The organism is Qipengyuania psychrotolerans (assembly GCF_019711355.1).
Lineage (GTDB): Bacteria > Pseudomonadota > Alphaproteobacteria > Sphingomonadales > Sphingomonadaceae > Qipengyuania > Qipengyuania psychrotolerans.
The window spans coordinates 2,235,711-2,249,703 of the sequence record NZ_CP081297.1; the positions used below are offsets into that span (position 1 = coordinate 2,235,711).

General features: G+C 54.1%; 6 protein-coding genes. All 6 read right to left on the reverse strand.

The features are described from left to right. Positions 1–34 precede the first annotated feature (34 nt). The gene (locus K3166_RS10980) at positions 35–1,114 is read right to left on the reverse strand and encodes a YeiH family protein (protein ID WP_221422262.1); all 1,080 of its coding nucleotides are present in this window, start codon (positions 1,112–1,114) and stop codon (positions 35–37) included. A gap of 1,664 nt (positions 1,115–2,778) precedes the next feature. Beyond that, positions 2,779–4,230 carry a DNA cytosine methyltransferase gene (locus K3166_RS10985; protein WP_221422263.1) on the reverse strand — a complete coding sequence of 484 codons (1,452 nt, stop codon included), beginning with the start codon at positions 4,228–4,230 and terminating at the stop codon, positions 2,779–2,781. A gap of 74 nt (positions 4,231–4,304) precedes the next feature. Continuing rightward, positions 4,305–4,721: a very short patch repair endonuclease gene (locus tag K3166_RS10990; RefSeq protein ID WP_221422264.1), complete on the reverse strand. Its 417-nt coding sequence runs from the start codon at positions 4,719–4,721 to the stop codon at positions 4,305–4,307. Between the two features lie 9 nt (positions 4,722–4,730). Further along, entirely contained in the window at positions 4,731–10,364 is a 5,634-nt protein-coding gene (locus K3166_RS10995; RefSeq protein WP_221422265.1) for a helicase HerA domain-containing protein, read from the reverse strand. Further along, complete coding sequence (locus K3166_RS11000) at positions 10,364–11,830, reverse strand: hypothetical protein (protein WP_221422266.1); 1,467 nt, start codon at positions 11,828–11,830, stop codon at positions 10,364–10,366. Before K3166_RS11000 ends, K3166_RS10995 begins: the two co-directional genes overlap by 1 nt. Positions 11,831–11,839: 9 nt before the next feature. Then, the gene (locus K3166_RS11005) at positions 11,840–13,738 is read right to left on the reverse strand and encodes a hypothetical protein (RefSeq protein ID WP_221422267.1); all 1,899 of its coding nucleotides are present in this window, start codon (positions 13,736–13,738) and stop codon (positions 11,840–11,842) included. Positions 13,739–13,993: the final 255 nt, after the last annotated feature.

Consider the following 13,993-nt stretch of genomic DNA (forward strand, 5'->3'; position numbering starts at 1 on the left):
CACAGAAGGACCATCACGCTCGGTTCGGGAATTCTCACAGGACTGTAATTGCAACGACGAATGCGACTACAAACGAGGCAAGGCTGGCTGCGACCACCGGCACCAGGGTTTTCCAACCGGCGTCCAGCAGGTCGGCAAGCCTTGACCGCATGGCAGTGGCAGTAACCGCCATCAGCAGCAGCGCTTTCGAACTGGTAAGTGCCAGATCGCGGGAGAATTCCGGGATCGAAAGCACGCTGTTCAGCGCGAGCAATATGAAAAACCCGATGATGAACCACGGCATGAGCGCACGCCTGCCAGCCGGCGCAGTCTCGCCCTTCGCCCCTGCCGAACGCCCAAGCCACAATGCCGTCAACGCGACAATCGGGCCAAGCATGGCAACCCTGGCCAGCTTGACGACGGTCCCGTCCCTGCCTGCAGCATCGGAATAGTCGAAGGCTCCGCCGATCGCTTGCGCCGCGTCATGCACCGATGCGCCGATCAGAAACCCGGCCTGGCGATCACCAAAACCGGCCATTTGCGCGATTGCGGGATAGACCGACATCGCGATGGCACTCGCCACCGCAATCCCGACAAGCGTTACCGAGAACCTTGCCTGGTCGAGTCGGTCACGCCCGATCACACCATACAGAGCCAACGCCGCCGAAGCGCCGCAGATGGCGGTTGCCCCGCCTGCCAGGATGCCTGCCTCGCGGCCCTGACCGGCCCACCGGGCGGCCAGCAGGCCCGCAGCGAAGGCCGCCACCATGACCGTCAACAATCCGGCAAAAGCCAGCCAGCCAAGCGATCCCACTTGCGCAAAGGTTACCTGCAAACCCAGCAAGACGATCCCTGCCTGAAGCAGCCGCCTGGAGGCGAAATCCAGCCCGTGCGAAGTCGCCTCGACATCCGCCATGAAGCTGAGCGCCAGTCCGATCAGCAAGCCGAGCAAGATAATCGGGAAGCCATATTGACCAGCCAGCCAAGCCGCCGCGAGTGAAGCTGTCGTGCAAAGAATCAAACCGGGGAGATAGTCGCTAATGGCCCTGCGCTTGATGGGCGCAGGTGCTGACTCAACGAGATAAATCTCGCCGAACAAGTCACCTGCATTGTAATCTGGCGCTGTGCGCTTCAACTTGATCTTCCCCCCCCAGGCCCTTCGGCATGCGCCAGTTAGCGCTTACCGGCGAACCGCATCAAGGGCCGTGGAAGATACACGAGGATGAACGGCACCGCGCAAACCGCGTTTTTCGAGGATGTTTGATTCGAGCATTTCGCAACCACGGCGTAAAACAGCCGCTCTGACCCACTTACCATACAACGATCAATTTACGAGCGAACCAACCGGAACGCTAATGGAAAACCCACCCGCGATCGACCGTGAGGATTTCGGAAAAAATGGTGCCAGAAGAGGAAGCGCCTACCGGACCTTTCCGACATTATCCCAATGGGTTAGATGGACCTGGCTGCTTGATACCCAGCTTATTACCCAACGATTGTGCAGAACGGCAGTGTCCCGCAAATTTTGTCTAATCCAATTTTGCTAGAGATGCTTTCGTACGGTAGTTTATCGGTCAACAAGAATCCCAGGTCGTCCCAAAGTTACAGCCATTGGATTTCGCGCGTCGCGATCTGAAATTCAGAACTGTCCCACGGCGTCTCAAACTCGCGTAAGCGCCTGTTTTCACTAAACTACACACCCTGCACAAGGGTCGGAGGGGGACCTGGTGCACCCTAAACCCTTGAAATATAAGGGGAATCACAGCAAACACACCAAACACACCACATTTCCCCTATACGTGAATCTTCCCGCGTGCTCGCCCAGATGTGCCGTGCTTGCACCTGCATATCACCTCCTCCCTCTGTTTCGACAAATTCCTATATTCTAGTGTGTTTGGTGTGTTTGCTGTGATTTACTAGGTTTTTCAGGGGATTATTGCGCACGAGGGTCGGACGGGGACCATGTGTTTGCTGTGCAGCCCGATTCCCGATCAATCGACAAGAGCGATCAGACGATCGGAGATCGAGCACCCCACCAATCGAATTTTCGATCATTCCCTATGTCTACATGGGAAAATTTGAAAACGGTCGGATTCCGCGCTCAGCGCCACCCGCAAGACCTGCATATTCGCGAGAAGGACCCTGACCCCTTAGAGGCAGTGTGGGACGCTGTGAGACGCTGTGAGACAGCGGGCTCAAGGGAAGAAGCCTATCTCGACTTACGTCCTGATACCTAGCTGGAATAGAGCGCCAAGAATGCCGGCCGTTGCTGCGCCATCCAATGAGACGAAGGAAGTGAGGGAGGCTCGTTGAAGAAAGGCTCGTGAAATCAGAAAGAGCCGAGAAGCCAGATCAATTAAACCTGCAGGAAGAGCTACCCTGCTGCTGCGGGCTCAGGGGCTATCAGAGCGAGAGATGCAACCGATCACTTCTTACGAACCAGCCTGACCATTTCGTCTCCGCGATCCTTTTCAAGTCGCGGCTTCTGTTCACGTCGCAAAGCTGCAATTGCCTTATTCAGATTGGCTTCCACGCTTGTCCTCGCATTCCCGAGTACAGCGTCGAAGCCCTCAGATCGTGTCAGCTCACGTTGGAGTATACTTCTTTTGATCGATCCACGGCCGCCCGCTCTCAACCTATTCTTGAGCAAGCGCACAACGGCCTCCTTCAAGTCGTCGTGACGTAACGATAAGAGATTGCGCCCCTCTTTCATGATTGCATCGCTATGCGGTGGTCCGCGCACTCGCAAGCCAAGATTTTGATAGATCCCAAATTTGGTTTTGCAATCACCCCTGGCATCTACGCCGCCTCACGATTTGCTTTCTCCATTCTCTCACTGCTCGCACTCAAAATCTGCTTAAGGCGCATGCCGACGGCTAGTGCGAGCTTTGGCGGCACGGCGTTCCCAACTTGGGTGTACTGGGGAACCTCAGTACGCCTTTTCAAACCCCCGGTCGTTTCCTTTCCTCGAAATTCGAATGCGTCTGGAAAGGATTGGAACCGAGCTAATTCTCGTACAGTCATGGTCCTTGGTTCGGCCGGGTGTACGAAATCATCAGGAATACTCAGGACAGTGGGGCTCGGCTTGTCCCAAGACAGCGCCCGCTGGCTATGCTTCTTAGTGGCCAGCTCACGAAAAATTTCAGCTGCCTGTGACGGACTTTCGGCAAGCACTACGCCATCGGGGGCAATCAACGGGAATCGGATAAGCTCTTCAATGGACTGATCAAGCCCTCCGACAGTACCTCCTTCTGTTCTAGCCTGGAATCCGTAAGTAAGCAGTTCCGCGCTGACACCTTGATCCCAGAGGCACTGGTAAAGGCGGAACCTGAGCTCCACTCTCTCGGAGTGAGTACGTTTGTTGTGGTTGGCAATAGGGCCCAGTTTCGCAACTGAGCTGCGGGTGCCTTCCGGGATCCAGCTCCTGTCGGTAGCCATCTCCGTAGCGTAGGATGATCTTCTCTTACCGCTCCAAGTAGCGGACAGATCAGCGATCGCATCTTTCACCGTTTTGACTTTGCCGGCCTGGGTGTTTGGAACCGGTGCTAGAAATGGCTGAGAGTTCTCTATCGGTGCTGCATCCGCGAATGTAGATCGCCAAAGTTTGCCGCTGGCTTTTGCGCCAACTTCTTGCGAGACGTCGGAGCGTAGTCCAACCAACATCACCCTGGGACGATGCTGCGCAGCACCGAAGTGCATAGCATTGATCAACATTGGTTGGACGCAATAGCCCGAGCCAATTTTTTCCAATGCTTGATGCAGCTGGCCGAACGCTGCTTCTGAACCGTGCTTGCGGAAATCTTGCCGCATGCCTGCAACATTCTCAATCATCACGGCTTTAGGCGATACTGCCTCTACAAACTCAAGAAACTGCCATGCGAGCTGGTTTCGTTCGTCCTTGGGATTACGACGCCCAGCAAGTGAGAATCCTTGGCAAGGCGGCCCGCCTGCAACGAGGTCGACACCATCTTCTCTGAGCTCTTCTAGAAGACCTTCAGCCTTTAGGACCTCCAATAATGGGCTCACGACCAAGCCCTCGCTCGCTTGCTGTTCGATGGGTAGTGATAGATGCTTAGCGTAACTAGCGTCTCCGTCAGGCCCGATCCTCTGGATGAAGTTGTGATAGAAAGTCTCGGCCGCCATGGCAGATTTTTCGACAGCGAAGCGCAAATCGAACCCGGCTTGCTCAAGCCCGAGAGAAAGGCCTCCGCAACCCGCGAATAAATCTATGTAAGTGACTCTGTCTGGCATTCGAACCTCTTCGATCAGGTATACCCAAGCCTTTGCGGTTTGCCAGGCTCAAACTGCAATTGTCTTAGGGGTTTCTATGCCTTGAGAGAGAACCAATCGCGAAGCTTTTCCCGAAGATCGCCCATTCCGTTCAGTTCACAAGCCCAGATCACACGCACTGTCCACCCTAGGCTCTCAAGTGCTTCGATTGATTGCCGATCTCGCTCTACATTGCGCGTGAGCTTTGGCTCCCAGTATTCACGGTTACTAGACGGGATGCGCCCTTCTTTACACGCATCATGCTGGTGCCAAAAACAACCATGGACGAAAATCGCAGTCTTGTGTCTTGCTAGCACTAAGTCGGGACGCCCTGGTAAGTCTTTTCGATGCAAGCGAAATCTCAAACCCAAGCTGTGCAGCAGCTTCCTAACGGCAATTTCAGGCTTGGTATCCTTCTGCTTGACCCCCTTCATTATGCGGCTGCGCTTCTCCCTGGATACGAAATCGGCCACAGCTCTGCTTTAGCTCTTTGGCAAGGAAAAGAACGGCTGCCCCTTCATCAGGATTCCTTCAGTCTGGCCATTTGCACAGCGATAGTAGGCCCAATGCGCCTTCAGTGAAGAAAGGTCCTGCGCCATCTGGTGGGTAGGTCCGCGGAAACCGATATTCTCTAGATCTTTGGCTTTCGCACCTTTCACGTTGTGCACGGCCCACGTAGAAAGCGCTTCGGCCCAATTCTTGCCGCCGAGTTGGAAGTGCGAGAGGTACTGGGAAGATAGGATTACGCCCAGCCCGAATTCGCGGCCCTCAAGCATCATCTTCATGAGGACATCAAAGCCGCGCCCCAGCGCATGATGTGCCTCATCGATAAGCACCATGGTATCGATGAAACGACGGTTGGTCCCATCTTCGCCAACCTCGAAGCCAGGCTTTTCAATCGTCTTCATGTAATCGGTGTAAAGATGCTCTAAGAACATTGTTGCGACTATATCAACAATGTCTTGCCCAGCGCCACCGAGATCAGAGAGATTGAGGACTGTGTTTTTAGTGAAGAGCTCACTAAACGAGTGGATATTCTGATGGTTTTTCTCAAATATCTCAAGATCAATCATCATGGTCAATTTGGCCACTACCGTGTCAGCAGTCCCACCATTTTTCTGGCGGTAAACATCGAGAATATTTTCGAGTAGGGGCCAATGGCCAGGTGCACAATCTCCATACGCGTGCATGACACTAGCGTAGAGGTTTGTGCCTTGGACCGCTCCGATGTTAGCAATTCTCTGCAGAAGGTCTTTGAAGAAGTTTGCGCGATAGACCTTTTGGATATTCGTCGCGCCCTCTGGCAAGGCAAAGAAGTTTATTGGTAGTGTACGAGTAGGGTCGAGCACTTGTGCAGAAATCGACTCTGGGAACTCGCCAGCCGAATAGTCTTTTTTGTAATCGAAAATAAAGGTCTTCGGAGCTTTGCCGCGGTTGCTCGCTGCTGATTGCGAAAGCTGGTAGACTAACGACTTCAGGAACTGTGTTTTTCCGGTGCCTAGATCGCCGACAACACCCATGTTCATCTGGGTCAGCTCGGTATTGCTCGGCTTGAACAAGACAGGTGAGCTTGATGTGCCTTGGAATTCTTGGCCGACCAGAACCTCAATCCCAAGCGAAGGAGTGGCGTGAATGGGGACCTGCCCATTCTCTTTACCCTCAGGCGCAGGCCTTTCCGAGACACTATTCCCATTGTCCTGTGCAGCATGATCTGCCTCTTGCGACTGGCCCTTGAGTTCCACATCTGGTTCCGCGGGCTCTTCACTAACGCCTCCGCCGATTGGTTCGACGCGCGCGGGCTGGTCTTCGTTCGTAACTAGATCCGCCTCTTGGGTCTCTGGCTCGTATGGTTCAGCTGGAGAGGATGCGTATTCTGGGAATGTGCTCTCGACGACACCCGCGACGGTTGAGCAGAATGCGCCCCCACCGTTGCAATCGGCGAGTGTTTCGAAGTTTGCGAGCACTTGGCCTGGCCGAGTGAGTTCGCCTTGCCTCGGCTCATAGCCAGCCCCTCCCTGACTCTTGCCGGCCCCTTGGAACCATAAGAGCGTGCCCGGTGTAGAAGAAATCGATAGGCGGCCAGAAGCAACGGCCTCCAAAACTCTAGTCTCAACGGATGGGGCTGCACGAAGTTCGTGGGGCTTCAACGCGAATGCCGCTTCTACCAACGTCGCAAAGGCCGATCCCAGTAGCTGTGAATTCTCGCCATGAGTCATCAAGTTATCGCATGCCTTTTGGATCACCTTCTGGCTCGAAGATAGCTGTTCCAGAGGGTCCTTGATTGCGGAGCTCGCACGGTCCGGGAACGAGCCACTTCCAGCGCGCGCCTTTATCTCGACAGGCTGCAAGAAGATTTGTGCAACCGTATTATTAGCCCAATCACCCTGAGCGATCCTTTTGGGGAGCTTCGCTTTGATCAGGAGCAAGTCAGCACGGCGTTGGTCGTCAACGGTCTTTGCGCCTACGCTGAGAGTATCTAGTAAGGGGAAGACAGCATCCAGAGGTAGGATACACCTAATCTCATCTTCTTCAGAATCGAGCTCCCATCCCTGCAAAGCCTTGAACGCAAATGCAAAACCGAGCGCTCCCATGCTGTGGGTGTTGCCCATGGTCAGCAGCGATGAAAGTCCGATCGCTCGAGCTCCAAGGGAACTCACGAGCTCACTCGCAATCTCTGCGCTACCCGTGACTCCCGCCGTTGTCAGATGGCTCGCAATTTCCTGCTGGAGCGCCGGGGATTGCTTCGCAAGTATCGTATACGGCTGGGTTGATGACACACTTGCACGAACACCTCGTTGTTGATTGCGAGCAAGGAATGCGGGCCTCCATTCCCAAAGCGCGAGGCCGACAGAATCATCTCTCAACTTTCGTGACAATGAAGCAGGGTCAAGAAAGCTATTACCTGTGACGGTCCAGCGGGCCTTATCACTGAAAAGAGCCTGGCCAATCTGGAGGTCGCTATTCACAAGGCCAACTTTGCCGTCGAAAGCGAGGCCCTCAAGCGTCGTAAGGGCTTCAGTGAAGCCTGCGATTCCAGAGAAGGAATTACTTGTTACGCCAGTATTGAGCACTGCGCTGTGCCCGGCGCCTTGGAGCGCCCTCCAAGTCTTAAAACGGGTTATGGGTAACTTGCCCCCTGCTGTTCCAAGAGACTCATCGGGTGAGGATTGAGAGTCGACCATGAGGTCTAGGGAGACAACAGAGTCTTCAAGGAACTGAAGGTCAACCTTCTGACCATCATCGCCGACCAGCCACTCGAGTGGCGGTCGGCCCGCACTGCTTCGACTGTCTCCGGCCACTTTCACAGATCCCAAGACTTTCCAGGCCTCGGGCGCACGGCCGGTCCTCGCCGGCGAGTCAATCACCCTGACGCCACCGGGAAGTTCATCGCGCGCCTTATCGAGCAGTTGTTGGGTGGCTGATATTACGGCCTGGTCAGTTTCTGCGAAGCGGTCTCTTGTCCCTTGAGAAGCAAGCCCAATCCGAAGCTCGGGCCCCATTGGGTACACTCGCAAGTAGTCCCTGATAGCCGCAGAAATGCCACCTTCGTCCAATCCTGAAGGCGATCCGAGCGGGAGATCTAATCCGAGTATCTTCGCCTTTCTCTCATTGCCAGACTTATGGAACTCGACTGATGCCAGGAAATGCCAAGAAGCGAAGAAATCGTCAGGTCCGGCATCCAAGCCCAGTGACAAAAGCCTCTTGGGAGCTGCAAGCGATGGCCCGACCAAGGGAAAGGCGTCACCATCCACGAAACGCAAGAATGAGTGTGCAACACTTGCGAAGTGCTCCAGCTTTTGGAGCTTTTCAGCTTCTAACTGCACACTCCAGTGCCAAGCCAAGCGCAGAGGGTGCAAAGGCGACAGTAGAACCCCTTCGAACGCCCCGGTTACTGGGCTATAAAGAATGCCGGAAAGGGGATACCCAGCCCAAGCTGACTTGGCTTGCGCTGGGTTAATCGCCTCCAATAATCCCTTATACGCGCACAGGTAGGCATCTATCTGATGAGGTTCCAATTCGCGCAAGTCGATAGCGCTCGGAAGGGCTGTATCATCATTCCCTCCGACCAAGTCTTGCAAGCGAAGCGCTTCAAAGGCATCCCAAAATTTTGCAACCTCTGGCCTCTCGCTTAAACCGGAAGGAAAGGCTGCGGGTGCATTTGACGGCAAGTTGCTAAACGCACCGAACTCCTCGCTCCACTCTAAACCTGGGTCATCGGTCCCAGAATTCGTCGCGATAAGGGCGGTGCCCAAACAGCCCCTGAATTCCTCTTTGGGCATGTGATCAATACATTGATCTCGTAGCCAGCGCTCCAATTCGAAGCGAGGGTCTTGCTCCAGCGCGGCGCGCAGGTTTTCGTTGATAGGAATGAGTGGCTCACCCAAAATCGCAGCGGTGACCGGGGCCACTTGTCCACTCTCGATGATTGGCCAATCGAGTTGTAGCTTATAGTCCTCGACTTGGAGCGTCGTATCTTCAGGCAGCCTGCCGAGTTTGAAGAATTTGATCCACGCAGAACTACTTTCAAATTTCAGTTCATTACCATCGGCCCATCTCGGAGTTGCTCCAGCACCTATGACTGCAAGCGAGAATTTTGTTTCGGCATCGGAGAAAGAGATCGACGGCATATCCATATCAAAGTCATGGACGAGCTCATTAGCCTCTTCATCTCTGAGCACTTTCGATGGCCCCTGAAATTGCACCTTTGGCTTCCGCTTGCCGTTACTTTCTTCGACTCCATATACAACTGGCCGGGTCGGATTGGGAACGGCAAGGCTGACTCTGGTCGGCTCCCTGAAGGGGTTGTTTGGAGTATTTATATCTGACCAAAAGTAGAGGGATAGAGGCTTCTCTTTCCACTTGCCACCTTTCACACCAATACTTTTGCGAAGGGTTGCAGTAACCTCCACGCGATCCTGCACAACTTCGATTCTCCCTAACTCTAGTTGCGCATCAGAGTTGGGCCGAAATTCGAATTGCAGGCTTTCGGCTAGCTCAGTGTCCACATGCTCTCGCAATTCGATAATCAGCTTTACATTGCACAGATGCAGATCTTCGGAAGGCTTTATTCGTTTGCCGGGCTGGGGAAGGACAATAATATCAGCGCCTTCAGCGAGAATTGGTGCTTCCTCCCAATTACTATCTTCTAGCTGGACCATAAGCTTGGTCGTGATCTCAGGCGCATGCCGCTCGTAGAAGAAGCCTGGCTCAGTAGTCTGCGCCCAAGCCCTTAGCCACTCTTCGCGGGCCGGCGTGGAATACCCATTGGAACAAACAGCAAGAATCGGATGGCCATTGTTCATCCGACTTATGGGCAGGGTCTCCCAGTCAATATTTGCGAGACGCGCCTCTGGCCCATCTATTTCTTCGATTTCTGCAAGTGCGCGGGCTACTTCGTCATATGATGACCAACGCTCTTCGATTATCTTTGCATAGTTTTTTGGGTCGTTCTTTGCGCTATATGCCACCCCATCGACCGGTCTAGGCAAGCCTGCCGCGAAATGCACTGCGACGACCTCCCGGTTGGGCAATCCAGGCTCAACCATCTCAAGCGCGGATGGCAGGTTGCCCGCTAGCAAATCGAAATGCGTCATGAAGGCCGCTGGCCAAGGCTTCTGGTCGTTCCCGAATTCAGCGTACGCTTCAGCTAAGAAGCACGCCACTTGCTCAACGCAATCCGCAAGTCTTGATTCATCACAGTGCGAATCTAGGGAAAGAGCAGCGACCTCTCTGGATAAATTATCGATATCTATCGTTGCTGAAGGGCCCTCGGCCAATTTTCCAGGCAAGCCATCAACCAGTAGGTCACGCGCAAGTTCAAGGGATTTCTTGAATTGGCCCGCCTGAGACTGCGTCGTCACAATGACAACGGTTGAAGTTCCTTCTTCTTCCGGGCTCCTGAACTGGATCGCCTTGTCAGCAACTATTTCACCTTCATCCGTGCGATCGCCAACAACTACTCCGTAAGCTTCGTCGCTGGCCTCATTCACTGCTTGGGCGACCGCCTTACGGAACACACTGCCTAATGAATTCGGCAACACGATTTTGCTGACGCCGCCAACATGCGCTGCCGCTCTTCCTAAGGCCGTGGCGAGGATCTGCTCGTTTTCAGCCATTAGAATGCCGGCTGTATTTCGAGAGCATCGTCAGCGTCATGGCTGCTTCTTGCCAAACCATAAGATTCAAGCCTTCCGATAAGTGTACTTCTTGGCACGGAAATCCCAATGTCCGAGAGTGCGCCTGATAAGTCCGCCAAACGCGATGGTTGCCTAGGCCCTGTTGAGCATAGGCTTGCTATGACAACGAGCCACTCTTGCCCTGGGTCGACGCAAGTGTACGGGCCACATTGCTTCAGGAATCCATACAAGTCAGTAGATTGGTGCCCACCTCGGACGAGTAGCGAATACCTTATGGTTTCGAAGACATTTTTTGCGCCACTCCCCTTGCCGTTGTCCAATGCCAGGGCGATCTCGTTCGACACTTTGTCCCTGTAGGGCGCAAGGACGGAACGAGCGGCTTCCAACCACTCTGCAAGCCCTTCCTCCCTATCGTCGTATTCCGCGATACTAGGAAGCTCAGGATACATTTCCTTAAATCGCTTGAGTAGGTCTTGGCACGAAGTCCCTATGAAAGAGAGTTGCTTGATGGACGGCCCAACATCAGCCGCTGAGGCCGACCTATTGTCATCCCAAAAAAGCAATCGCTTGCTGTCTTCAATGACATTTTCGACCACCTCTTTTGCGTCAACCTCACTGCCTAAGGCAGCGACCATCCTGGTGTTCAGGTGCATTTCAAACAGGTAGGTGGTCGCTACGCCAGTTCGCGTCAGGCACGAGGCCCAATCAGCGAACCTCCTCCTGGGCATGGCGTTCACCCACTGGTTCGAGCACAAGGCATCCCAACTATTCGCGAGCCAACGGAAAGGAGTAGGCTTGCCCTCGAGCCACTTTGGGGTGCGAAGGCCGGCTTTTGCCCCACCTGCATTAGACTTAATTTCCGCAAGCGCCGTTTTGCACTCAGGCGGCAAAGCCTTTTCGAGGGCGTCTTCGATCCAATCTGGAAGTCCAGCTGGCCCTGCCTCATTGAGGGCGCCGACCCAGCTTGTTGCAGCGCTATTCTTCCCGCCGCCAGCAGCGTAGATCTTCTCAATAATCTGCGCCACATTTACCGGGTTCTGCTTTCCTGTAATGCCTCGGGCGTCCTGCATTAAGGAAGCGGCGAGAGTCACTGGAATTGCAGTTGAGCGAATGGACTTCTCTGAAGCGTAGTTTTCGATCTCGTTAAGTAGCGTATCGAGAATTCCTCGCCCTACTTCGGGGGCCTGCCCAAACCGCGCAGCGATTTCTTGGCTGGCCAACTCAAATTCCTCTTCATCTCGAAAGGGCTTGGTCGAGTGGACCTTGTCGTTCTTATGCGTAGCACGCGAACCGAATGCCAAGCCGTTGGGTGCTAGCGTTTGGCTAAGCTGCTTGCGCGACTTTTCGGTGGCAAGAGACCATGTCACCTCCGACATGAAAAGTTCCGTCGCCGGAATATACTCTGGGCGGTTGAGCCCAAAGAAGGACATGTCCTCATTCGCCATCGGAATACCTCACGAAAAAACCTCGGCTTGCCCACCTCGGTAGGTCACCCTGTAATTTTGGCCTTGGCCATCGCTGCCAATTTGGGTGGCCAGCACGCTTGCGCGAATGCGCTCCAGCCTCGGCTCGATTACTGCAAGAGAGTCAGTGAAACCGTGGTTGCCATTTCTAGAGAGCGCTTCACGGAGTAGATGGAAATCCAATACCGTCTGCGCAGCGTTAACATTTTCACTTCCGCTTGCTTCGAGTTCGAGAATTATGGAGTCGCCATTCGCGGTGGCTTTTATCCCAAACTTATTCCTAGGGACTTCAATGGTGACCGACCTATCGCTTTCGCGAAGCGTTTCGACCCTTGATCGAAGAATAGGGAAATAGGTTTCATTCGATCCTTCGGCCTCGGGCAAGACTATCGACAATACAGAACGCTCGATTTCTTTCTCGAGGCGCTTGGATCGATTGGCTAGGTTCCAAGCATACTGCCAGCGACTGACAAGGCTACAATGCGCTGGCCAACCGTTGGCAGTTGCCACAAGACGGAACATGTAGCGTCCATACCAGCCAAGGATTCTATTGCGGTAATGCAATTCGGACTTGCCCGCGTTTGGGTCGAGCGCATTGGAAACTGCTTGCTCTAATTTGGTATCGAATTCAGTCCAGTGTGATGCGAAACCAGGCCACTCTGCTTTTATCAGCTCGCTTGGCAGCTTGCCGTCTTCTATGCCTGTGAGCCGGTCAAGCAGCGTATTATACTCTGAACCGGAACTCGGCCCAAAGTCTTTCAGGGGATCGATAGATCTGATGGCGTGGAGGGCATCGTTGTCAATTGTTGCCCAGTCGAAGTTTTCGCTCGGCAATGTGATTTGCGATTTTAGAACTCCAGCGTCAAAAAGCACCATATGGGTCCGCAAGCTCGCCAACGCCATCATTGCAGCGAGATGCTCCTTAGGGTCAGCCGAGCTAGCTTCGTCGGCTTTCTGACCTAGCCATTTTGCTAGTCGCTGGTAGGAAGCAGGTGTTGATGAGCCGACAAGTGCGTGGCTGAAGAACGCCCACAAATCTCGATATGTGAAGTGCGAACCAGCAAGTATTTCTGCGCCTCTGAATACAGCACATAACGCTCCCGCCGCCTTAGGCCTTGCAAGAACTTCTGCATTCGCCCGGATGGGATCGAGAGAGTTCTCGGCAACCCCTGCAAGAAACGAAGCTGCTGCCTTCGATAAAGGCCCGGCAAAGGCGGCATCGCCTCCGGCCTCGTGATCTCGTCCCAGAATAGGGGACAGCGCAAGTTGTTTCGCTTCCAAAGGTGAGGAGAGACCGCTGCTAGCACTGCCGCTCCCCTCGCTGCTTTCGAGTAAAGAAAGATAGTCCATGAAGACAACATGGATAGACGCGATAGCTTCGGCATCCTGAGACAGCCGCGCGAAGCGATAATGGCCTTTGTCAACCTTTTCGCATTCGATTTGGGTGCCGTCAGCTGGCCAACTTCCCGTGGCAGAGAGCAACCACTTGATTACGGAATCTTGGATGCCGCCGCCGCTGAGGCCTTGCTTGGCCTCCCCGATCAATACCCCGCGATTTACACAGGCGAGCAAGTAGCTTTGCGAAGAAATTGCATTGGAGATTTCCTCTGCTAGCGGCCCCTCCTCAGTAGCCTCCTCAGGGGGAATGGTCGCATCATTGACGACTGTGAGGTGACTACCCTTCGGCAACTTGAATTCATACTTGCGTTGCGAGAAGCGGGAGGCCGGCGTGATCCTTGTGGCCTTGACCTGAGAAAGAAAATCTCTGGCCAGCTCCGACTTCCCATTGCCCGCCCCACCGACCAAAAAAACTAAGGTGGCGGGCCCATCGCTTTGGGGCCCGCCTGAATTACATTCGACCGCCAATGCATCACAGGCCTCTTTGGCCATGGGTGGATAGTCGCCAATGGGCCAGTCGACTCCAGTCTTCGGAGAAAATGGCGCGGTCGCCGCACCTATGCCCCCATAGCTGCGCTCTAATATCCAATCCGGGTGTTCCAAAGCGCTACCACTCCTCTCGCCAGCATGTGGACTAGCATTTGATTCCAGGAAATGTCGATATGTTAGATGTAGTTAAGACGCCGATAAATCTTCCGCCTCAAACCAACCAGCTTCTGAGACCTTGATTTGGGGGGGCTATTTCTC